We start from the raw sequence: 21771 nt of genomic DNA, 5'->3' as shown, positions 1-21771 counted from the left end.
GCCGCTGCGTCGCGGAAGCGGGCAGGCCGCCGCCGGGCGGCCCTGCTCCGCTTCCCGGCCGCGCAGCCCCACCCTCCCAGGACCGTCCGTCGAACGCGGAGAGCCCACACCGATGGAACCGAGACCACACAGGCGCAGCACCTCTCCCGACGTCCCGGAGCCGCGGGCACTGCTCCGGGACCGCCTCGGCTTCCTCAACGAGGCGACCATGGCGATCGGCGCCAGCCTCGACCCGGAGAAGACCACCTGGGGTCTGGCCGACGCGCTGGTGCCCACCCTGGCGGACTTCGCCGCGGTGCACCTGGTGGACGCCCTGCGCCTGCCGCACCGCCTGGAGGTGGGGCCTCCCGAGCCCGCTCCTCCGTCGTCGCGGACCCTGTGGCAGACCGCGGTCACCCACGACGACCACCCCCGCTGGCGCGCCCTCGCCGTCACGGGCGACACCTGGACACCCGTGCCCGCCCACCCGGTGCACCGGGCGATGGCCGAGGGGCAGCCCGTGGTCTGCTCCGTGGACCCCGTGACCGCGGCGGTCCTGGGCGACGGTCCGGGCGGGCGCAACCTGTCGGGCTGTCCGCTGCTCGTCGTGCCGCTGACGGTGCGGGGGCGCAAGCTGGGCGCCGCCGTCCTGGCCCGCCACCCCGACCGGCCCGGCTTCGACGAGGTCGACGTGCTCACCGCGCGCCAACTGACCGCCCAGGCCAGCCTCGGCGTCGACAACGGCTACCTGTACCAGGTGCAGGCCAGCGTCGGCGACTCCCTGCAACACAGCATGCTGCCGACCCTGCCCTCCCGGCTGTCCAGCGTGGACATCGCCTCCCGGTACGTCAGCAGCAGCCACACCGCCCAGGTCGGCGGCGACTGGTTCGACGCGATCCCGCTGCCGGGCAACCGGGTGGCGCTCGTCGTGGGCGACGTCATGGGGCACGGGCTGCGCTCCGCCGCGGTCATGGGCCAGTTCCGCACCGCGGTGCAGACCCTGGCCGCCATGGACCTGCCGCCCGACCAGGTGCTGCGCCACCTGGACGACCTGGCCCACCAGCTCGGCGACACCTACCTGGCCACCTGCCTGTACGCGGTCTACGACCCGGTCATCCACCTGTGCACGATCGCCAGCGCCGGGCACGTGCCGCCGGTGCTGCTGCGCGGCGACGGCAGCACCGAGGTGCTGCGCCCGCCCACCGGGGCGCCCATCGGGCTGGGCGGGGTGGCCTTCGAGTCCTTCGAGTTCAGCGTCGCCGACGGCGACGTGCTGGTGCTGTGCACCGACGGGCTGGTGGAGACGCGCACCCGGGACGTGGAGTCCGGGCTGGAGGAGCTGCGCGCCCACCTCAGCGACCCGGACCTGCCGCTGGAGGAGCAGTGCCAGACGCTGCTCCAGGCGCTGAACACCGCCGAGCAGGAGGACGACGTGGCGCTGCTGGTGGCGCGGCTGCGCGGCATCTCCAGCGGCGACTTCGCGCAGTGGATGCTGCAACCGCGGCCCACCACGCCCGCGCTGGCCCGCCGCCTGCTGCGCACCACGCTCGCCGAGTGGGGCCTGGCGGAGATGACCGACCTGGTCGAGCTGTTGGCGACCGAGCTGATCACCAACGCCGTCCGCTATGCGTCCCGGCCGATCGAACTGCGGCTGCTGCGCACCGACATCCTGCTGTGCGAGGTCACCGACGACGACCAGCACCGTCCGGTGCTGCGCCGGGCGTCCACCACCGACGAGGGCGGGCGCGGCCTGCAACTCGTCAGCCACCTGTCGCGGCGGTGGGGCGCCAGCGCCAAGACGACCGGCAAGGTGGTCTGGTTCGAGCTGGACCTGCCCGACGGCAGCGCCTACGCGGAAGCGGACTGACTCCACCGGCCCAGCCGGTGGTCCAGCGCGGTGTGGCGGCGTCCGGCGGCGGTGCTGCGCACCGCCTGGGCGATCGCCCGCCGCGACCCGACCAGGACCACCAGCTTCTTGGCGCGGGTGATCGCGGTGTACAGCAGGTTGCGTTGCAGCATCATCCAGGCGCTGGTGGTCATCGGCACGACCACGCACGGGTACTCGCTGCCCTGGGAGCGGTGGACGGTCAGCGCGTAGGCGTGGGTCAGCTCGTCGAGTTCCGCGAAGTCGTAGCCGACCTCCTCGTTCTCGTCGGTGAGGACCGTCAGCTCCTGCTCGACCGGGTCGATGGCGGTGACGGTGCCGAGGGTGCCGTTGAACACCCCGTTGGCGCCCTTGTCGTAGTTGTTGCGGATCTGCACCACCTTGTCGCCGACCCGGAAGACGCGGCCGCCCACGCGCCGCTCGGGCGCGCCGGGGCGGGCCGGGGTGAGCGCCTCCTGCAACAGCGCGTTGAGGTTGCCCGCGCCCGCCGGGCCGCGGTGCATGGGGGTGAGCACCTGGACGTCGCGGCGCGGGTCCAGGCCGAAGCGGCGCGGGATGCGCCGGGCGACCACGTCCACGGTGAGCTCGGCGGCGGCCTCGGCGTCCTCGCAGGGGAAGAGGAAGAAGTCCGACATGCCCTCCAGCAGCAGGGGCCTGCCGGTGTTGACGCGGTGCGCGTTGGTGACCACGCCGGACTTGGCGGCCTGGCGGAACACCTGGGTGAGGCGGACGCTGGGCACCGGCGAGCCCTCCGCCAGCAGGTCGCGCAGCACCTGTCCGGCGCCCACCGACGGCAACTGGTCGACGTCGCCGACGAGGAGCAGGTGCGCGCCGGGCGGCACGGCCTTGGCCAGTTTGTTGGCGAGCAGCAGGTCGAGCATGGACGCCTCGTCGACGACGAGCAGGTCGCAGTCGAGGGGGTTGTCGCGGTCGTAGGAGGCGTCGCCGCCGGGCTTGAGCTCCAGCAGCCGGTGCACGGTGGAGGCTTCGTGGCCGGTCAGCTCGGTGAGCCGTTTGGCGGCGCGCCCGGTGGGGGCGGCCAGCACGATCTTGGCGCGTTTGGCGGCGGCCAGGGTGATGATGGAGGAGACGGTGAAGGACTTGCCGCAGCCGGGGCCGCCGGTGAGGACCGCGACCTTGCTGGTCAGGGCGAGTTTGACCGCCTTCTCCTGTTCGGGGGCCAGTTCGGCGCCGGTGCGGGAGCGCAGCCACGACAGTGCCCGGTCCCAGTCGACGTCGGCGAAGGCGCCCAGCCGGTCCTGGTCGGCGTTGAGCAGGGCGCGCAACTGGTTGGCCAGTGCCGTCTCGGCGCGGTGGAAGGGGAGCAGGTAGATGCCCGTCACCGTCTCGCCGTCGCGGTCGGGCAGCTTCTCGCGCACCACCCCCTCCTCGGCGACGAGTTCGGCCAGGCAGTCGATCACCAGGGCGGAGTCCACCTGGAGGATCTTGACGGCCTCGCTGATCAGCGTCTCCTCGGGCAGGTAGCAGTGGCCGTCGCCGGTGGACTCCGACAGGGTGAACTGGATGCCGGCCTTGACGCGCTGGGGGCTGTCGTGCGGGATGCCGACGGCCTGGGCGATGGCGTCGGCGGTCTTGAAGCCGATGCCCCACACGTCGGCGGCCAGCGAGTAGGGCTCCTCGCGCACCACGCGGATCGCGTCGTCGCCGTACTTCTTGTAGATGCGCACCGCCAGGGAGGTGGAGACCCGGACGGTCTGCAGGAAGACCATCACCTCCTTGATGGCCTTCTGCTCCTCCCAGGCCTCGGTGATGATCTTGGTGCGTTTGGGGCCGAGCTTGGGGACCTCCATGAGCCGTTCGGGGGTGTGCTCGATGATGTCGAGCGCCTCGGCGCCGAAGTGGTTGACGATGTGCTCGGCCAGCCGCGGCCCCACGCCCTTGACCAGGCCGGAGCCCAGGTAGCGGCGGATGCCCTGCACGGTGGCGGGCAGGACCGTGGTGTAGTTCTCCACCTGGAACTGCCGCCCGTACTGGGGGTGGGAGGTCCAGCGGCCCTCCATGCGCAGCGACTCGCCGGGGTGGGCGCCCAGCAGCGCGCCGACCACGGTCACCAGGTCGCCGCCGCGTCCGGTGTCGACGCGGGCCACGGTGTAGCCGGTCTCCTCGTTGGCGTAGGTGACGCGCTCCAGCACTCCTTCCAGCACCGACAGGCGGAACGGTTCACCGGACGCCATGGGGGGCACCTCCCGGACGGTCGGGGTGGACAGGGGACACCGCCGACGGTACCCAACCGGGGCGGTGTCCGTTCCGGGAGTGCGAAGGACAGCACCGCCCGGCGCGGGCCGGTCGGCCCGCGCCGGGCGGTGCCCTGGTGGTCAGGTCCGGCGGTCGCCCTTGGCCCTGCCCGGCTGGGCGGGGTTTCCGTGCGGCGGCGGGCCGGCGGCGGGCGCCTGCCCGGCCCGGCTCACCGGGGAGTCGCCCGAGGCGGGCGGCGGCACCTCGGGGGCGGCCGTCTGGTCCCCGGAGGAGGGCTGCGCCCCCTCCTGGAGGCTCCGGAGCCGCTGGTACATCAGCTCCAGCACCGGGGTGCGCCGGGCGTGCGCCTCCTCGTAGGCGATGAGCTGGCGCATCTGCTCCTGGTCCAGGGCGCGGATGCGGTGTTGCAGCGTGCCCAGCGGCAGGTACTCGTAGTCGGGGATCATCAGGTCGTCGCGACGTAGTGACGGCATCGGGCCTCCTCGTTCGTCGTCGCGGTCACACGGCGGTGAGCGCCACCTTGGTCCAGCCGGGCTCGTGCCGGTCGAACGCCTCGTAGGCGTGCAGGACGTCACCGGTGACGGGTTCTTCCCGGGTGAGCACCGAGGTGATGTCGAGCTGCTTGGAGGCGACCATGTCCAGCAGTTGCGGGATGTAGGCGCGGTGGTTGCAGTGGCCCGCGTTGACCGTGAGGTTCTTGTTCATGGCCCGGCCGACGGGGAAGGCGTCGGCGTCGGGCGGGTAGCTGCCGACGACCGCGACCGTCCCCGCCTTGGCCACCGCGTCCACGGCCCAGTGCAGGGCCTGGGCTCCTCCCCCGCCGACGGTCTGCCCGTCCCCGGTGCGGGCGCTGGGCACGGTGGCCGCGTGCTCCTTCTCCAGGCGGTGCACGTCGTCCTCGGCCGCGGCGGCGGCTCCGCCGGCGGGCCGGTGGGCGTCCGCGCCGACCGCGTCGACCACCCGGTCGGGGCCGATGCCGCCGGTCAGCTCGACCAGGGCCGCCACCGGGTCCTCGGCGGTGTAGTCGACGACCTCGGCGTGCAGGGCGCGCGCCTGCTCCAGGCGGTCGGGCGCCCCGTCGACGGCCAGCACCCGGCCCGCGCCCTGCTGCCAGGCGCTGAGGACCGTGAACAGGCCCACCGGTCCGCAGCCGAAGACGGCGACGGTGTCGCCGCTGGTGACCTCGGCGAGCCGGGCGGCGAACCAGCCGGTGGGGAACATGTCGGAGAGCAGGATGCCCTCTTCGTCGCTGACCCGTTCGGGCAGGCCCACGAGGCCGACGTTGGCGTAGGGCACGCGGACCCGTTCGGCCTGCGTGCCGTGGAAGGAGCCGGTGGCGCGCGGGCCGCCGAAGTAGGCGGTCCCGGCGCGGCGGCCGCCCGGGTTGGCGTTGTCGCACTGGGCGAAGTAGCCGGCGCGGCAGTAGCTGCACGTCCCGCAGCCGATCGTGGCGGGGACCACCACCCGGTCCCCGGGCCGGAAGTTGCGCACCCCGGGGCCGACCTCGGTGACCACCCCCACCCCCTCGTGGCCCATCACCGTGCCCGGTTGCATGCCGGGCAGGGTGCCGCGCAGCAGGCGCAGGTCGGTGCCGCAGATCGCGCTGGTGGTGATCTGGACGATCGCGTCCTGGGGGTCCTGGACGGCCGGTTCGGCGACCTCCTCCACCCGGATGTCCCCCACTCCGTGCCACACCACGGCTCTCATGTCGTCTCCTTCTCGCGCCGGCGGCGGGACTGCTCCACGGCGCGCCGGCGCGTGCTGTGCTGTCGTCCCGTCGCGGGTGCCCTCTATCCGAGGCGGCCGCCCTCAACCCCTCTGTCCGGGAGAAAGCCGGGGCGGGGAGCGGGCGAGAATGGGGGTATGCGCGCCAGCCGCTTGCTCTCCCTGCTCCTGCTGTTGCAGAACCGCGGCCGGTTGACGGCCGCGCAGATCGCCGCCGAGCTGGAGGTCTCCGAACGCACCGTCTACCGCGACGTGGAGTCGCTGAGCGCTGCGGGCGTGCCCGTGTACGCCGAGCGCGGCGCGGGCGGCGGGTACCGGCTGGTGGACGGCTACCGCACCCGGCTGACCGGGCTCAACAGCGGGGAGGCCGACTCGGTGTTCCTGGCTGCGGTGCCGCAGGCCGCCGCGGAGCTGGGCCTGGGCGCGGAGATGGCCGCCGCCCACCGCAAGCTCCTGGCGGCCCTGCCCGAGGGCATGCGTGAGCGCGCCCAGCGGGTGCGCGACCGGTTCCACCTGGACGCGCCCGCCTGGTTCCGCGACCCCGACCGGGCCCCGCACCTGGCGGCGATCGCCTCGGCGGTGTGGGAGCAGCAGGTGGTGGAGGTCCGCTACCGGCGGTGGCGGGCCGAGCCGGTGGTGCACGTCCTCGCGCCGCTGGGCGTGGTCCTCAAGAGCGGGCTGTGGTACTTCGTGGCGCTGCCGTACCCGGCCGCGCCCGGCCGCGGGCCGCTGACCTTCCGGGCCTCCCGGGTGGAGGAGCTCACCGTGACCGGGGAGCGTTTCGACCGGCCCGACGGTTTCGACCTGGCCGCCTACTGGGAGGCGTGGTCCCGCGAGTTCGAGGCGGGCCTGTACCGGCACACCGCGCGGGTGCTGCTCACCGAGCGGGGCCTGGAGCTGTTGCGCGCCGCCTCGCCGCCCGTGCTGCACGACGCGTTGGCGGCGGCCGAGCCGCAGCCCGGTGGGCGCCTGCTGGCGCGGGTGCCGTTCGAGACCGTGGAGCAGGCGGTGGCGCAGTTCGCCCAGTGCGGTCCCGACGCGGAGGTGCTGGAGCCGCGGGAGCTGCGGGAGCGGCTGCTGGCGCTGGCGCGGGCCATGGTGCGCCGTTACGCGGACTGAGCGGCCGGGGCGCCCTCCTCCAGTGCGTGCCTGCGCTTCCAGGCGACCACCAGCACGAACGACACGGTGACCAGCAGCGCCCAGGAGCCGAACTTGCTGGGCGAGACCATCGTCCACGACTCGGTCTGGTCGGGGTAGTTCCAGGCGCCCAGCAGGGTGGCGAGGTTCTCGGCGACCCACAGGAAGAAGCCGATGAGGACGAACGACAGCGCCAGCGGCATGCGGTAGCGGGTCTGTCCCACGGTGAAGTGCACCCACGTGCCCCAGGTGACCGCGAGCACCGCGACCGCGAGCAGGGCGCGCAGGTCGGGCAGCCAGTGGTGGGCGAAGAAGTTGAGGTAGACCGCGGCGGCCACGGCGGCGGTGGCGGCGCGCCGGTAGCCGGTGAGCCTCAGGTCGAGCAGCCGCCAGGCGCGCGCCACGTAGCTGCCGACCGCGGCGTACATGAATCCGCTGTACAGGGGGACGCCGGCGATCTTGGTCCAGGCGGGTTCGGGGTAGGTCCAGGAGCCCATCTGCACCTTGAACAGTTCGAAGGCCAGGCCGACCACGTGGAAGCCGAGGACGGCGAGGAGTTCCCGGCCGGTCTCCAGGCGCAGCGCCCAGAACACCGCGGTCACCGCGACCAGGTAGACCAGGAGTGCGTCGTAGCGGGGCAGGGGCAGCGGCAGCACGGTGGACAGGGCCAGGCCGGTGAAGACGCACGCCGCGAACGCGCACGCTGCCGCCTCGGCGAGGCCGAAGCGGATGAGCTGGGCGGTGGTGCGTCCGGCGCGGCCGTGCGCCTCGACCCGGTCCAGTGCCGCCTCCAGGGGCCGCCGTCGTGCTCCCACCGGGCCTCCTCCGCCGTGTCGGGCAGCGTCGGGGCAGCACCATAGCGGGCCGGAGGGGCTTGTCCGAGGTTGCGGCCTGTTGTGGCCACTGGGGGGAATGCCGGTTGCGGGGCGGTCGGTCAGCCGAAGAACCCGAAGTACCACAGGGCGCAGTTGGTGCCCAGGGCGGCCGCCAGGGCCAGCATCGTCCCGGTCACGAACCCCGTGCGCAGGCAGCGGACCAGGTACTCGGCGGCGACGACGTTGTTGAGCAGGAAGTAGCCCAGGTACAGCGCCTGGAAGAAGCCGTCGACGGTGAGCAGGCCAGGGTAGTACCAGCCGTCCCCGGTGTAGAGCTCGGTGGTGGCGAACCACTCCCAGGCGATGGAGGCGCCCCAGCCCAGCGGGATCTGGATGATCGGGATGATCAGCAGCGGGAGCAGTTTGACGAAGCTCCACAGGCTGGGCTGGTCGGCGGCGGCGCGGGCGGCGCGGGCCCGCCGCTCGTACTCGCGTTCGGCGCGCAGCCGCTCCCGGTGGGCGCGCTCGGCCTCCTGGCGGCGGCGCAGCTCCTCCTGGCGTTCCAGCTCCCTTTCGCGGGCGCGGCGCAGCCTCTCCTCCTCTTCCCGGCGCATGCGCTCCTCGCGGCGGCGCAGTTCCTCGCGTTCGCGGCGGCGCTGCTCCTCGGCGGGGGAGCCGCGGTACAGGTCGGCGTAGGCGTCGTCGCGCGAGGGCGGGGTGGCCTGGGTGGCGGGTGGCATCGCCGCGGTGGGCGGCGTCTGGTGTGCGCCCTGCCCGTAGGCGGCGGTGGGGGGGACCTGGCCGCCGCTGGGCTGGCCGTAGGCGGCGGTGGGCGGGACCTGGCCGCCGCTGGGCTGGCCGTAGACGGCGGTGGGCGCCGCGCCGGCGGGGCCGGGGTCCGCGCCCAGCACCGAGGTCCGCTGCTGGTCGTCGCCGAGCACCTCGGTCGCGGGGTGGGCGGCGCCCTGCGTTCCCAGCACGGCGGTCGCGCCGCCGTCGGCGGGCAGCGCCCCGCTCAGCGCCGCGTTGACCTGGGCGACCCGTTCCTGGATGCCGCGCATGAACACCGGGGGCAGCCAGGAGGAGCCCGCGGGCACGTCGCCGAGCGCGTCCAGCACCTCCCCCGGCCCGGGGCGGTTCCGCTCGTCCTTGGCCAGGCAGGCCGCCACCAGCCCGCGCAGCGACGCCGGCACCGACGACAGGTCGGGCTCGTGGTGCAGGACCCGCATGACCATGGTGGGCATGGGGCCCTCGCCGAACGGCCCCACCCCGCCCGCGGCGTACACCAGCACCGCGCCGTAGGCGAACATGTCGCTCTTGGGGGTGAGGGGGGCGCCCTGGATCTGCTCGGGCGACATGAACCCGGGCGTGCCGATGATCGACTGGGTGGCGGCCGTGCCCTCGGTGGCGCGGGCGATGCCGAAGTCGATGACGCGCGGCCCGTCCTCGGCGAGCAGCACGTTGCCGGGCTTGAGGTCGCGGTGGATCAGTCCGACCCGGTGGATCTCGGTGAGCGCCTCGGCGAGGCTCGCGGCCAGCACCCGCAGGCTCGGCTCCGGCAGCGGGCCGTGGTCGCGCACCGCCTGGTCCAGCGGGAGCGAGGGGACGTAGGCGGTGACCAGCCACGGCACCTCGCCCTCGGGGTCGGCGTCGATGACCGGGGCGGTGAACGCCCCGCTGACCCGGCGGGCGGCGGTGACCTCGCGGGCGAAGCGCTCGCGGAACGACCGGTCGGTGGCCATGTGCGGGTGGATGCGCTTGACGGCCACCGGCCGCCCGGCCGCGGAACGACCGAAGTAGACCTGGCCCATGCCTCCGGCGCCCAGCCGCCCGATCAGCCGATAGCGGCCGATCCGTTCCGGATCGCCGTTCTCCAAGGGGCCCACGTTTGACCTCCGCTAGTACGCCGTGCCGTCCGACCCTGCCGATAGTAACGAAACCGACCGCCTGTTCCGGGTGGTTCGGGCGTGGCCGCGGCCGCGCCCGAACCACCCCGGGTCAGCGCACGTCGGTCTCGATGTGCGTGCACACCCAACGGTATTCGGCGTAGACCACCCGTAGCGCCAGCGCGCGGTGCCGCTCCCCGTAGGCGACGACGCCGCTCACCTCGGCGACGCCCGGTTCGGGGCCGTCCAGCACCACCATGCGCAGGCGGGGCCGCTGCCGCATGGTGTAGCAGCCGGCGCGCAGCAGCAGGCTCCGGTAGGCGCTCTCGGACAGGCAGGGGCGCAACTGTCGGGGGGAGCGCTGTCCGGCCAGCACCTCGGCGACGAGTTGGGCGAGGAGCGGCAGGTCGCGTCCGGGGCGGACACGGCGGCGGGAGGGGCAGGCCGGCAGCCGCCGTTCCCGGCGTCCCCGCCGGTGGTCGTCCGTGGCGATAGTCATGACGCCTCCTTCGGCTCGAAGCCGGTTCTCGGGGGGACAGTCGTCGCCCGTTCCAGAGTCGCCACGCGCCCCGTTCGACCATGCGAACCGGGATTTTCCCGCTTGCCCGCCCGCTGCTTCCCGATCTGCCCCTTTCTGTACCTCGGCCGTTATCCCGCCCCGCCATACTGGTCGGGTGAGCGACGTGTACCTCGCCGCCCCCGGCCCCATCGGCCTGGCGCACCGGGGCGGCTGGATCACCGGCCCGGACGGCCGGGTCCGCACCGACCTGGAGAACACCGCGGCGGCCTTCGAGCACGCGGTGCGCCTGGGCTACCGCTACCTGGAGACGGACGTGCGCGCCACCGCCGACGGGGTGCTGCTGGCCTTCCACGACCCCGTCCTGGACCGGGTGACCGACCGCACCGGCGCCGTCGCCGAACTGCCCTACGCCGAGGTGGCGCGCGCCCGCGTCGGCGGCAGCGAGCCGGTGCCGCTGCTGGAGGACCTGCTGGGCGCCCTGCCCGAGGCGCGGTTCAACATCGACGTCAAGGACGACGCGGCGGTGGAGCCGCTGCGCCGGGTGCTGCGCCGCACCAACGCCTGGCACCGGGTGTGCGTCGGCTCGTTCAGCCAGGCGCGTCTGGAGCGGGTGCGCCGCACCTTCGACCGCCCGGTGGCCCTGTCCAGCGGCCCGGTGGACGTGCTGCGGGTGCGGCTGGCCTCCCTGGTGCCGCTGCTGCTCCCGCTGGCCCGCCGTGACGTCTCCTGCGTGCAGATCCCCCTGCGCTACCGGGGGTTCCCGCTGCTCACCCGGGACCTGGTGGCGGCCGCGCACCGCCTGGGCCTCCAGGTGCACGTGTGGACCGTCAACGACCCCGCGCTGATGGGGCGCCTGCTGGACGCGGGCGTGGACGGCATCGTCACCGACGACGTCGCCGCGCTGCGCCGCGTCCTGACCGACCGGGGGCTGTGGCCCGCAGCCCCCTCGTCCTGACCACCCGCCGGCCGCCGCACGCCGGTCCCCGTACGAGAGGAAGCACCGCGTTGTCGTCCCCCACTCCCGCGCCGCCCCCCGCCCCTCCCGGCGAGGACCGTGCCCGCCGCTCCGAGCGGCGCGCCTGGTACATGTACGACTGGGCGCAGTCGGTCTTCACCACCTCCGTGATCACCGTCTTCCTCGGCCCCTACCTGACCGCGCTCGCCGAGGGCGGCGCCGGGGCCGACGGCCGGATCAGCGTGTTCGGCTGGCTGGTCACGCCCGCCTCGCTCTACCCCTACGCCACGTCCCTGTCGGTGCTGCTCCAACTGGTGCTGCTGCCGGTGCTCGGCGCGTTCGTCGACACCAGCGGGCGCAAGCGGGAGCTGCTCGGGGTGACCGCCTACCTCGGCGCGTTCGCCACCATGGGCCTGTACTTCGTGCACGGGGACCGCTACGTGCTCGGCGCGGGCCTGTTCGTGGTGGCCAACGTCGCGTTCGGCGCCTCGGTGGTGGTCGCCAACGCGTTCCTGCCCGACCTGGCCTCCGAGGACGAGCGGGACGCGGTGTCGTCCCGCGGCTGGGCGACCGGCTACCTGGGCGGCGCGCTGCTGCTCGCGCTCAACCTGGCGCTGTTCCTCAGCCACGAGAGCCTGGGCCTGGAGGAGGGGCACGCGGTGCGCATCTGCCTGGTGTCGGCGGGCGTGTGGTGGGCGGTGTTCACCCTGATCCCGCTGGCCCGGCTGCGCAACCGGCGCCGGGGGGAGCCGGACGGCGCTCCGCGGCGCCTGTCGGTGGGCCGCAGCTTCACCCAGTTGTGGCAGACCGTCAAGAGTCTGCGCGCCTATCCGCGCACGCTGCTGTTCCTGGTCGCCTACATCCTGTTCAACGACGGCATCCAGACCGTCATCGGGTTCTCGGCGACCTTCGCCGACCAGGCGCTGGGCCTGGACCAGACCGTGCAGATCGGCACGATCCTCATGGTGCAGTTCGTGGCGTTCGGCGGGGCGCTGCTGCTGGGTGCGATCGCCCGGCGTGTGGGCGCGAAGAAAGCCGTCCTGGGCAGTCTCGTGGTGTGGACCGCGGTGGTGGCGGTGGCGCCGCTGTTGCAGGAGGGCGCGGCCGTGCAGTTCTTCGCGCTGGCCTTCTTCATCGCGATCGTGCTGGGCGGCACCCAGGCGCTGTCGCGTTCCCTGTTCTCTCAGCTCATCCCCAGGGGCAAGGAGGCGGAGTACTTCGGGTTGTACGAGATCAGCGACAAGGGGTCGGCGTTTCTGGGGGCGCTCGCGCTGGGCGTGGTGCTGGACGCCACCGGCGGGGACTACCGGCTGGCGATCCTGTCGATGATCGTGTTCTTCGCCCTGGGGTTCGTGCTGCTGCTGGCCGTGGACGTCCCGGCGGCGATCCGCGCGGCGGGCAACCGGGTGCCCGAGCGGGTCTGAGGTTCCCGGGCCGCGGCCCGGGAACCCCGGTCACGCCCACTGGGCGAGCAGGCCCTCCAGGGGGTCGGGTCGCGGCTCGTCGGCGGGGGCGGGCACATGGTAGCGGGCTCCGGTCGCCCGGGAGGCGGGTGCGGGGACGCGCGCGTGGCGGGCGGTCGGTGTGCGGGGCGCGGGGGGTTCGGCGGTGTCGCCGGGGGCGCCGTAGCGGGCTCCCCGCGGGGCGGCGGTGCGGCGTGCGGTGCGTGCCAGCAGGCGGCGCCTGGGGCGGGGGGCGGGCTGCTGCGGCACGGCGGGGGCCGGTTCCGGGGGGAAGACCACGGGCAGCGCGGCCAGTCCGTGCACCGACAGCGAGGCGCGCCAGCGGAGCTGCTCGGGCGGCCCGTCCAGTTTCGGGTCGAGGCGGTCGAGGAGGACGTCGATGGCGGTGGCCGCGACCTCGGAGGCCAGTGCCCGGGCGGGGCAGCCGTGCGGTCCGGCCCCCCACATCAGGTGGGAGCGGTTGCCGGCGAGGTCGTCGAGGGCGTGGCCGCGGCGGGTCGCCGGGTCGGCGTGCGCGGGGGCGAATCCCAGGACCAGGGCCTCGCCCTCCTTGATGTCGGCGCCGCCGATGCGGACGTCGTGGGTGGGGTAGCGGGCTTGCAGGGCCTGCAACGGCGGGTCGGCCCACATCACGTAGTCGAGGAAGTCGACGGAGGGCAGCGCCGCGCCCCGGTAGGCGGCGGCGACCTCGGGCTGGGTGAGCAGCAGCCGCAGCGCGTTGCCGATGAGGTGTGCGGTGGGTTCCACGCCGAGCCGCAGCAGCGTCTCCACTTCGGTGGCGACCTCGGCGTCGGTGAGGGCGACGGGGTGGGCGAGCAGCCGTGAGACGAGGTCGTCGCCGGGTTCGGCGCGGCGGCGGGCGACCAGGGCGCGCACGTAGCGGCGCAGGTCGGCGGTGGCGCGCTCGGCTGCGTCGGGGTCGTCGCCGTCGCGGGCCGCGCACAGCCGGGCCAGCAGGTCGCCGTACCGGTCGTCGAGGCCGAACAGGAAGTTGAGCACCATGGCGGGCAGCGGCGCCGCGTAGTCGGCGATGAGGTCGGCGCGTCCGGTGGTGGCGAACCGGTCGACGAGCGAGGAGGCCAGGCGGGTGACGGTCCTGCTGAGGCGGCGTCCGCTGAGTGCGTGCAGCGCCTCGACGAGGGGGGTGCGCATCCGGCGGTGGCGTTCGCCGTCCGCGGCCAGGGCGGTGCCGCCGACGCGGTTCTCCTGCCGTCCCTCGCGTGCCTCGCGCCACCGGGCCGGGTCGGTGGAGAAGCTGACGGGGTTGCGCAGCACGTTGAGGTTCTCGTGGTAGCCCAGCAGCAGCCAGCCGGGGACTCCGGGGCTGATCTCCACGGGGGCGACCGCGCCGAAGCGGGCGCGCAGCTCCTCCCACAGCAGCGCGTGGTCGGAGCGGTGGGCGTTCCGGTAGAGGGGGACGGCTTGGGCGTGCACAGGGCAGCGCGGCTGAGGGGGTGTTCCGGGCGTGGGGCGGGGGCGGCTCGGACCTTGGTTCACGGCAGTGCTCCTTGTGCGGGGAACGCCTCCGAAGCCTAGGAGCGGAATGTTTCAGGGATGCTTCCGCGGCGAAAGCACGGGTTTTCGGCGTGGTGCCGTGCGGCGGCGGCCGCTCCGCAAAGGCTGTGCCAAACGGTGGCGAACTGCGGTGATTCACGGCCCGCGGGGCAGGTGGCCCAGGCCACAATGCGGGGATCGGTGGACCGGATCCGGGACCACCGTGAAACGGATCATTGTCGCACGGTTGGGCGTTCACCGTCCGGGGAATCTTGAGACCGACTGTTGCGTTGACACCCACGAGACCGCAAGAGCGCCTGGAGGCACCCACACGATGGCCGAGCGAGCACTTCGCGGAACCCGACTCGGGGCGACCAGCTACGAAAACGACCGCAACACCGACCTGGCTCCGCGCCAGGAGGTGACCTACGACTGCCCTCGGGGCCATCGCTTCGCCATCACCTTCGCCTCGGAGGCGGAGATCCCCGCGACCTGGGAGTGCCGCTTCTGCGGGGAGAGCGCGCTGATGGTCGACGGCAAGCAGCCGCAGGCGAAGAAGACCAAGCCCGCGCGCACCCACTGGGACATGCTGCTGGAGCGGCGCAGCATGGAGGACCTGGAGGAGGTGCTGGCCGAGCGTCTGGAGCTGCTGCGTGCCCGCCGCCGCGAGGAGCAGAAGCACATGCGCTCCCTGTCCGAGCAGCGGCGCAGCGCCTGACCGCGGTCCGACGAGGCACGGGGCGGCGCCTGGCGCCGCCCCGCGGTCGTCTGTGTCCGAGCCGACGTCAGTCGGCGCAGGGCTGCGGGGCGAACGGGTCGCGGCTGCGCCCGACCAGGTCGGCCACGGATCCGAGGACGGCGGTGGGCCGGTAGGGGAAGAGCTCCGCGGTGGTGGCGTCGGAGATCCCGGTGAGAACCAGGACGGTCTTCATGCCCGCTTCCAGTCCGGAGCGCACGTCGGTGTCCATCCGGTCGCCGATCATCACGGTGTTCTCCGAGTGCGTGCCCAGGGCGCGCAGCGCGGAGCGCATCATCAGCGGGTTCGGCTTGCCCACGTAGTAGGGGGCGCGTCCGGTGGCCTTCTCGATGAGTGCGGCGACCGCCCCGGTGGCGGGCAGCGACCCCTCCCGGCTGGGCCCCTTCTCGTCGGGGTTGGTGGCGATGAACCGGGCGCCGCTCTCGACGAGGCGGATGGCCCGGGTGATCGCCTCGAAGCTGTAGGTGCGGGTCTCCCCCAGGACCACGTAGTCGGGGTCGCGTTCGGTCAGGATGTAGCCGGCGTTGTGGAGCGCGGTGGTCAGCCCTGACTCCCCGATGACGTAGGCCGATCCGCCGGGCCGCTGCTCCTGCAGGAAGCGCGCGGTGGCCAGCGCCGAGGTCCAGATGGCCTCCTCGGGGATGTCCAGTCCGCTGCGCAGCAGCCGTGCCCGCAGGTCGCGCGGGGTGTAGATGGAGTTGTTGGTCAGCACCATGAAGCGGGTGCCGTTGGCGCGCAGCTCGGCGATGAACTGGTCGGCCCCGGGGACGGCGTGCTCCTCGCGGACGAGCACACCGTCCATGTCCATCAGGTAGTTGTAACCGGTTTCTTGCATCACGTACCGATTGTCCCACCAGTAACCGGTGAAACACGCCGTGCCGCGGGCGGGGTCGCCGTCGCGGGCGGTCCCGTCGGCGGGAGGCCGCTAGAGCCGGCCGGTCTTGACCGCGCGCAGCAGGCCGGCCCACTCCCGGTGCCCGAACTCCAGGTGGCCCAGCTCCCGGTGGCGGGTGTCGCGGACCAGCACCCGCGAGGCCGTCTCGGCGACCTCCACGCACGCCCCGCCGTTGCCCGCGCTGTAGCTGGACTTACGCCACTGCTTCCGGAGTTCCACGGAACTGCCTCCTGATCTCGTTGAGCCGGTTCAGCGACCGTTCGGGCGAGAGTGCGACCGCCTGGAGGTCCCCGAACAGCATCGACATGCGCCGCACCTGGTCGGGTTCGTGGATCATGGTTCCCGACACGGCGTTTTCCACGTACAGGACATCGGCTCTGTCCCGGAACGACAGCAGCAGGAACATCCCCGCCAGCCCCGGGTGCAGCCGGGTGTCCGCCGGTATCACCTGCAACCGGATTCTATGCTTCTCCACCTGGCTGATCAGGTGTTCGAGCTGGGAGTTCATAACAACTGGGCCACCGATGGGGCTGGTCAGCACCGGTTCGGCGATGACGGTCACCATCGCCGGCGGCTCGGCGGACTCCCAGATCCGCTGCCGGCGCATGCGTCCGGCCACCAGCTCGTCGATCTGGCGCGGGGTGGCCAGGGAGTTGGCGGCCTCGATCACCGTCCGGGCGTAGGCCTCCGTCTGCAACAGCCCCGGGACGGCGAGCGGCGCGTAGTCGCGGATCAGCGTGGCCTGGGGTTCGGCCTCCACCAGCTCGCCCAGCCAGCCGGGGTAGGCCTGCCGGTTGCTCAGCTCCACCCACAGCCGTATCAGGTGCCCCGAGGCGCCGGTGGCGCGGTCCAGGGCCTCGGCCACGTCCCGTCTGGGCCAGTGCGTCCCCCGTTCGAAGCAGCTCATCAGGGAGGTCGAGACGTTGACCGCCCGGGCCAGTTGGCCCTGGGTCAGCCCGGCGTTGAGCCGGATCCTCCTCAGCTCCGTCCCGAACCTGATCCCTTCTGCGCGGACCTGACGTTTCACCACGGTTCCACCAGCCTCCACCCCGATTTCACGACCGGCCACCCCGCACGAATGGAATGGGCAGGTCAGTGGCTCCGGTCTCCTCCTGTCGTTTGTAACGCGACAGTGGATCCCAGGCGGGGGTTTCAGGATTCTCGGCCGCTGCCGACGGGGGCGCGGCCCCGCCCGGGAGGAGACGATGAACGAACGCAAGGAGGCGGCCAGGAGGCTGTGCGTGGAGCTGGACCGGCTGGGGGTGCGGCCGCTGCCCGACGGGCCGACCATGACCGTCACCGGGGTGTTGGAGGGCAGGACGCAGACGGTGGCGCTGCGCACGTTCGACCGCCGGCTCATGTGGTGCTTCGTGTGGCCGGAGGCGGACTTCTCCCTCGACCCGGTGCTGCCGGCGGGCGAGGAGGCCGCGCTGGCCCGGCGTGTCCGCGCGGTGCTGGGGCTGCCGGAGCCGGCGGGCTCGGGGGCGTGAGCCCGCGGCGGGCCGCGGCCGGGAGGGTTCCGGGGACGGCTAGCCGCGCAGGACGGGCGGCGTGCCCTCCCCGGGGCCGTCCTGGCCGGGTTCGTCGTGGATGACGCGGCCCTGGATGACCCGGCCCCGGCCGGGGCGGAAGCCGCCGTCGGGCCCGGCCGCGCCGGAGGCGTAGTCGCGCAGGGTGAGCAGGTCGGCCTCCATCTGGGCGCGCACGCGCTCCAGGCGCCTGCGCAGCCAGCCGTCGACGGCCCAGCGCAGCGCGGGGCGGGTGGGGGGCAGCGCCATGAGCGCGCCCGCCAGGCCGGTGAGGAAGCCGGGGACGGCCAGCAGGACGCCGCCGGCCAGCAGCATCAGCGTGTCCAGCAGGTCGGCGCGCGGCGGCTCGCCGGTGCGCAGCGCCCGCTGGAGGTCGGCGTAGGCGCCGCGTCCGGCGTGGCGCACCACCAGCACGCCGGCGAGGCTCAGCGCGCCCAGCGCCACGATCGTCCAGGCGGCCCCGATCTGGCTGCCCACCAGGACCATCAGCCCGATCTCCAGGAACGGCAGCGCGATCAGCGCGATCACGGTCAACAGCGGCATGGTGCCCCATCCAACGGCCGGGAACGACTCTCCTCCTGTCAACGCGGCGCGCCCGCGCGGCGTTCCCGGTGCGGGGAATAAGCGGGCCCGGTGCGCGATTCGATCGTGGTATGACATCGATGCGATACCGCCGTCTCGGCGACTCCGGTCTGGTCGTGTCCGTGGTGGGCCTGGGGACCAACAACTTCGGCTGGCGGGGCCGGGTGGACGCCCAGGGCGCCCGCAAGGTGGTCGACGCCGCCCAGGAGGCCGGGATCACGCTCATCGACACCGCCGACTCCTACGGCGACTCCGAGGAGATCCTCGGCGAGGTGCTCCAGGGGCGCCGCGACGAGTTCGTGCTGGCCACCAAGTTCGGCAGCGACCTGAAGGGGGCCAACGGCCCCGACTGGGGGGCGCGCGGCTCCCGCCGTTACATCCGCAGGGCCGTGGAGCGGTCGCTGCGCCGCCTGCGCACCGACTACATCGACCTGTACCAGCTTCACTGGCCCGACCCGCTCACTCCGGTCGAGGAGACCCTGGAGGCGCTCACCGAGCTGGTGCGCGAGGGCAAGGTGCGCTACGTGGGCTCCTCCAACCTGGCCGCCTGGCAGGTCGCCGACGCCGCGTGGACGGCCCGCTCGCGGGGGCTGGTGCCGTTCGTGAGCGCGCAGAACGAGTACAGCCTGCTCGACCGGCGGGTGGAGGCCGAGCTGCTGCCCGCCGCCGAGCGTTTCGGGGTGGGCGTGCTGCCGTACTTCCCGCTGGCGAGCGGGCTGTTGACGGGCAAGTACCGGCGGGGGGTCGCGCCTGCGGCCGACAGCCGGTATGCGGCGTGGGGGATCGCCGACCGGCTCACCGAGGCCCGGTTCGACGCGGTGGAGCGGCTCACCGCCTACGCGGCGGAGCGTTCGCTGACCCTGCTGGAGGTGGCGGTCTCGGCGCTGCTGGCCCGGCCGGTGGTGGGGTCGGTGATCGCCGGGGCCACCAGTGCCGAGCAGGTCCGCGCCAATGCCGCGGCGGCGCGCTGGGAGCCCGCCGCCGAGGACCTGGCGGCGTTGGACGCGATCGTGCCGCCCGGCACCCGGGTGCCCTGACCTTCCCCGCCCGGGAGGGCCGGCGGCCCTCCCGGGCGGGGTGTGGGGGTCAGCCGGTGGGCAGGGGCGCGGTGTCGTGGCCGTCCGGCTGCTCCTGCCGGGCGCGGTTGCGGCGGGAGCGCAGCAGGGCTGCGGCGACCGCGCCCAGGCCGAGCAGGGCCAGGGCGGTCTCGGGGAGGGCGCCGAGCCGGGTGGCGGGGGTCAGGCCGCGCATGGCGGGGACCTCGGCGACGTGGACGGCCGGTTCTGCCTCCGGGGAGCGGTAGAGGACGTGTCCGCGCTGGTCGACCACGGCGCTGATGCCGCTGGTGGCGGCGACCACGGCGGGCCTGCCGTGCTCCACGGCGCGCAGCCGGGTGATCGCGAGCTGCTGGGCGGACTGGCCGGTGAAGTTGTAGTTGGCGTTGTTGGTGGGCACCACGATGATCTGGCCGCCCGCGGCCACCGACTCGCGCACCGGCAGGTCGAAGGCGATGTCGAAGCAGATGGCGGCGGCGACCGTGGTGCCGTTCATGTCCAGCGCCCCGGGCTCGGTGCCGGGGACGGCGTCGCTGCCGACCTGCTCCAGGCGGGTGACGACGGTGGCGAACAGGTCGCGCATCGGCACGTACTCGCCGAAGGGCACCAGGTAGCGCTTGGTGTAGTGGTCGCCCGGGCCGCTGGCGGGGTGCCACACCACGCTGCGGATCTCGCGTTCGGTGCCGTCGGGGCTGTAGCGGGTGATGCCGAACAGCAGCGGCACTCCGATGTCGTCGGCTGCGGCGGAGATGAGGTCGGCCGCCTGCGGGTCGGTGTAGGCGTCGATGTCGCTGGCGTTCTCCGGCAGGATCACCAGGTCGGGTTGGGGGGCCTCGCCCTGGCGTACCAGGCGCGCCAGTGCGTGGACGCCGTCGACGTGGTTGCGCAGCACCTGCATGCGCTCGCCCAGGATGTTCATCTCTCCCGCGTTGGGCACGTCGCCCTGGACGAGGGCGACGGTGGCGGTGTGGTCCTCCTCCAGTGCGGTGGCGTGCAGCGCCAGGGTGCCGCCGAGGGGGACGAGGGCGGTTGCGGCCAGGCCGCCCAGGAGCGGCGGCAGCAGGCGGCGTGCGGTGGTGCCGCGGCGGGCCGACCACAGTGCGCGGGCCGCGGCCGCCAGGGCCGCGCCGACCAGTGCGACCGTGAAGGTGACCAGCGCGGAGGAGCCGAGGGCGGCGTAGCCGGCGAAGGGCGTGTCGGGCTGGCTGAACGCCAGTTTGCCCCAGGGGAAGCCGCCGAGGGGGAAGCGGGCGCGGCAGAACTCCTGGGCCACCCACAGTGCCGCGGTCCACAGCGGCCAGCCGGGCAGGCGCGCCACCAGGGCGATTCCTGCGGCCATGGGGACGAAGTAGACGGTTTCGGCGGCGGCGATGAGCAGCCACACGTCGACGCCGAAGACCTCCTGCCACTTGATGAGCGGGACCATGAGGCAGGCTCCGCTGACCGCGCCGAGCCAGGCGGCCCGCCGCGGGCGTGTGCCGTGGACCGCGGCGAGGAGGAGCGCCGGGCCGAGGACGGCCAGCGGCCACAGTCCGTACGGTTCCAGGGCGGCGAGCTGGGCCAGGCCCGACAGGGCCGCGGCCAGGACGCGGAGAAGGAGGGTCACGCGAGAAGCCTACGGGGTGCGGCGGGGTCGGGGGAACGCGTGGGATGCGGGGAGTGCGGAGAAAGGCCCGGACACCCTTCGGACCGGTTCCGTCCCGTAGGCGGCGAGCTCGGAGACCGTTGTCTACTGGATGTTCGGGCCTTTTCCGGGTCCAACCCCCCGCCCGGCCGCGGTGTGCTGGTCCTCCCACGCCGTGCGCCGAACCTGGTGCATGGCGCGGCGTCCGACGCGCGAGTCTCCAGGCCGCAGACCGGTCCGTCCAGCGCTGGACTGGCCGTCAGCCTACCCAGACTCACGCACTCGTCCATCACCGTGCGCGCTCGTGTGTCGGCGCGCGGTGGCGCCGACGGCGCACGGCCGTCACGCCGCTGTCTGGATTGACGGCGCGTGTCAGGCTAACGCAACGCCGCCGCTGACGCCAGTCCACCCCAGCCCGAAAAAATCGATCAAATCGATCACGAAATCGATCATCCATTGCGGACAGGTAGACAAATCGATCAATCTGGTGTTCGATCTAAGTCACACACCGATCCGTTATCGGTCACATAAGGAGCTGTGCACTCATGGCCGAGATCGTCCTCAGCGGCGTCGACAAGATCTACAGCGGCGGCGTCAAAGCCGTGGACAACCTCAACCTGGAGATCAAGGACGGCGAGTTCATGGTGCTCGTCGGCCCGTCCGGCTGCGGCAAGTCGACCGCGCTGCGGATGATCGCGGGTCTGGAGGAGATCAGCGCGGGCACCCTGACCATCGGCGGCAAGGTCGTCAACGACCTGCCCCCCAAGAGCCGCGACATCGCCATGGTCTTCCAGAACTACGCGCTCTACCCGCACATGACGGTGGAGCAGAACCTGGCCTTCGGCCTGAAGCTGCGCAAGACCCCCAAGCCCGAGATCGAGCGCCGGGTCAAGGAGGCCGCGGCCATGCTCGGCCTGGAGCCCTACCTCAAGCGCAAGCCCGCCGCCCTCTCCGGCGGCCAGCGCCAGCGCGTGGCGATGGGACGCGCGATCGTCCGCGAGCCGCAGGCGTTCCTCATGGACGAGCCGCTGTCCAACCTGGACGCCAAGCTGCGCGTGCAGATGCGCGCCTCCCTACACCAGTTGCACGAGCGGCTGGGCGTGACCACCATCTACGTCACCCACGACCAGGTCGAGGCGATGACCCTGGGCGACCGCGTGGCGGTCCTCAAGGACGGCAAGCTCCAGCAGGTCGACACGCCCAAGAACCTCTTCGACCACCCGGTCAACCTGTTCGTCGCCGGCTTCATCGGC

The 21771-nt window shown here is 73.3% G+C and carries 20 protein-coding genes; 8 read left to right on the top strand and 12 right to left on the bottom strand.

Translation table 11 applies throughout. The features are described 5' to 3' along the window. Positions 1 to 112 precede the first annotated feature (112 nt). Positions 113 to 1846 (top strand): ATP-binding SpoIIE family protein phosphatase, encoded by a 1734-nt coding sequence (locus AC529_RS14215; protein ID WP_068757460.1) that lies wholly within the window; start codon positions 113 to 115, stop codon positions 1844 to 1846. Here the strand turns inward: AC529_RS14215 and recD2 are convergent. The 3 genes from recD2 to AC529_RS14200 form a co-directional block, all read right to left on the bottom strand. After that, positions 1828 to 4059: an SF1B family DNA helicase RecD2 gene (gene recD2, locus AC529_RS14210; protein WP_068757459.1), complete on the bottom strand. Its 2232-nt coding sequence runs from the start codon at positions 4057 to 4059 to the stop codon at positions 1828 to 1830. The genes AC529_RS14215 and recD2 overlap by 19 nt on opposite strands. A 141-nt stretch (positions 4060 to 4200) precedes the next feature. Next, positions 4201 to 4554 carry a hypothetical protein gene (locus AC529_RS14205; protein ID WP_068757458.1) on the bottom strand — a complete coding sequence of 118 codons (354 nt, stop codon included), beginning with the start codon at positions 4552 to 4554 and terminating at the stop codon, positions 4201 to 4203. Positions 4555 to 4579: 25 nt separating this feature from the next. Then, positions 4580 to 5788 carry a zinc-dependent alcohol dehydrogenase gene (locus AC529_RS14200; RefSeq protein ID WP_068757456.1) on the bottom strand — a complete coding sequence of 403 codons (1209 nt, stop codon included), beginning with the start codon at positions 5786 to 5788 and terminating at the stop codon, positions 4580 to 4582. Between the two features lie 156 nt (positions 5789 to 5944). Here AC529_RS14200 and AC529_RS14195 point away from each other — a divergent pair, with 156 nt between their 5' ends. Then, complete coding sequence (locus AC529_RS14195) at positions 5945 to 6925, top strand: helix-turn-helix transcriptional regulator (protein ID WP_068757455.1); 981 nt, start codon at positions 5945 to 5947, stop codon at positions 6923 to 6925. On the opposite strand, the gene AC529_RS14190 is transcribed toward AC529_RS14195, so the two are convergent. The 3 genes from AC529_RS14190 to AC529_RS14180 form a co-directional block, all read right to left on the bottom strand. Next, the gene (locus tag AC529_RS14190) at positions 6913 to 7758 is read right to left on the bottom strand and encodes a DUF817 domain-containing protein (protein WP_232306737.1); all 846 of its coding nucleotides are present in this window, start codon (positions 7756 to 7758) and stop codon (positions 6913 to 6915) included. The genes AC529_RS14195 and AC529_RS14190 overlap by 13 nt on opposite strands. A gap of 119 nt (positions 7759 to 7877) precedes the next feature. Then, the gene (locus AC529_RS14185) at positions 7878 to 9644 is read right to left on the bottom strand and encodes a serine/threonine protein kinase (RefSeq protein WP_068757453.1); all 1767 of its coding nucleotides are present in this window, start codon (positions 9642 to 9644) and stop codon (positions 7878 to 7880) included. A 112-nt stretch (positions 9645 to 9756) separates the two neighbouring features. Further along, entirely contained in the window at positions 9757 to 10143 is a 387-nt protein-coding gene (locus AC529_RS14180; protein ID WP_232306736.1) for an Rv3235 family protein, read from the bottom strand. Between the two features lie 175 nt (positions 10144 to 10318). Between AC529_RS14180 and AC529_RS14175 the strand changes: the two genes are divergently transcribed. Both AC529_RS14175 and AC529_RS14170 read left to right on the top strand, forming a co-directional pair. Beyond that, complete coding sequence (locus AC529_RS14175) at positions 10319 to 11119, top strand: glycerophosphodiester phosphodiesterase (RefSeq protein WP_198156433.1); 801 nt, start codon at positions 10319 to 10321, stop codon at positions 11117 to 11119. A gap of 50 nt (positions 11120 to 11169) precedes the next feature. Beyond that, the gene (locus tag AC529_RS14170) at positions 11170 to 12543 is read left to right on the top strand and encodes an MFS transporter (RefSeq protein WP_068757451.1); all 1374 of its coding nucleotides are present in this window, start codon (positions 11170 to 11172) and stop codon (positions 12541 to 12543) included. A gap of 30 nt (positions 12544 to 12573) precedes the next feature. On the opposite strand, the gene AC529_RS14165 is transcribed toward AC529_RS14170, so the two are convergent. Continuing rightward, positions 12574 to 14079, bottom strand: coding sequence for a cytochrome P450 family protein (locus AC529_RS14165; protein WP_157080209.1), 1506 nt, complete (start codon positions 14077 to 14079; stop codon positions 12574 to 12576). A gap of 331 nt (positions 14080 to 14410) precedes the next feature. Between AC529_RS14165 and AC529_RS14160 the strand changes: the two genes are divergently transcribed. After that, a complete protein-coding gene (locus AC529_RS14160; RefSeq protein WP_068757447.1) occupies positions 14411 to 14794 on the top strand; it encodes an RNA polymerase-binding protein RbpA in 384 nt (127 codons plus the stop codon). A gap of 67 nt (positions 14795 to 14861) precedes the next feature. Here the strand turns inward: AC529_RS14160 and AC529_RS14155 are convergent, their stop codons facing one another. The 3 genes from AC529_RS14155 to AC529_RS14145 all read right to left on the bottom strand — a co-directional run bounded on the left by AC529_RS14155 (position 14862) and on the right by AC529_RS14145 (position 16755). Then, complete coding sequence (locus tag AC529_RS14155) at positions 14862 to 15641, bottom strand: HAD-IIA family hydrolase (RefSeq protein ID WP_068757445.1); 780 nt, start codon at positions 15639 to 15641, stop codon at positions 14862 to 14864. Positions 15642 to 15758: 117 nt separating this feature from the next. After that, positions 15759 to 15947 carry a DUF397 domain-containing protein gene (locus AC529_RS14150; RefSeq protein ID WP_068757444.1) on the bottom strand — a complete coding sequence of 63 codons (189 nt, stop codon included), beginning with the start codon at positions 15945 to 15947 and terminating at the stop codon, positions 15759 to 15761. Next, positions 15922 to 16755 carry a helix-turn-helix domain-containing protein gene (locus tag AC529_RS14145; protein ID WP_232306735.1) on the bottom strand — a complete coding sequence of 278 codons (834 nt, stop codon included), beginning with the start codon at positions 16753 to 16755 and terminating at the stop codon, positions 15922 to 15924. Before AC529_RS14145 ends, AC529_RS14150 begins: the two co-directional genes overlap by 26 nt. A gap of 178 nt (positions 16756 to 16933) precedes the next feature. On the opposite strand from AC529_RS14145, the gene AC529_RS14140 reads away from it, so the two are divergent. Further along, positions 16934 to 17218, top strand: a complete 285-nt coding sequence (locus AC529_RS14140) for a hypothetical protein (RefSeq protein WP_068757441.1) — start codon at positions 16934 to 16936, stop codon at positions 17216 to 17218. 39 nt (positions 17219 to 17257) lie between these two features. Here the strand turns inward: AC529_RS14140 and AC529_RS14135 are convergent, their stop codons facing one another. Further along, complete coding sequence (locus tag AC529_RS14135; RefSeq protein ID WP_068757440.1) at positions 17258 to 17800, bottom strand: FxsA family protein; 543 nt, start codon at positions 17798 to 17800, stop codon at positions 17258 to 17260. 110 nt (positions 17801 to 17910) lie between these two features. Here AC529_RS14135 and AC529_RS14130 point away from each other — a divergent pair, with 110 nt between their 5' ends. Then, positions 17911 to 18876, top strand: a complete 966-nt coding sequence (locus tag AC529_RS14130; protein ID WP_198156432.1) for an aldo/keto reductase — start codon at positions 17911 to 17913, stop codon at positions 18874 to 18876. A 49-nt stretch (positions 18877 to 18925) separates the two neighbouring features. On the opposite strand, the gene lnt is transcribed toward AC529_RS14130, so the two are convergent. Continuing rightward, positions 18926 to 20500, bottom strand: coding sequence for an apolipoprotein N-acyltransferase (gene lnt, locus AC529_RS14125; RefSeq protein ID WP_068757437.1), 1575 nt, complete (start codon positions 20498 to 20500; stop codon positions 18926 to 18928). A gap of 563 nt (positions 20501 to 21063) precedes the next feature. On the opposite strand from lnt, the gene AC529_RS14120 reads away from it, so the two are divergent. Next, on the top strand, positions 21064 to 21771 hold a 708-nt coding region (locus AC529_RS14120; RefSeq protein WP_157080217.1), incomplete at its 3' end, for an ABC transporter ATP-binding protein.

It is taken from the genome of Thermobifida cellulosilytica TB100, from assembly GCF_001517975.1.
In the GTDB taxonomy this organism is placed as follows: Bacteria; Actinomycetota; Actinomycetes; order Streptosporangiales; family Streptosporangiaceae; genus Thermobifida; species Thermobifida cellulosilytica.
Note: the sequence above shows the minus strand (reverse complement) of the source record. Positions and strands in the feature narration are given on the sequence as shown.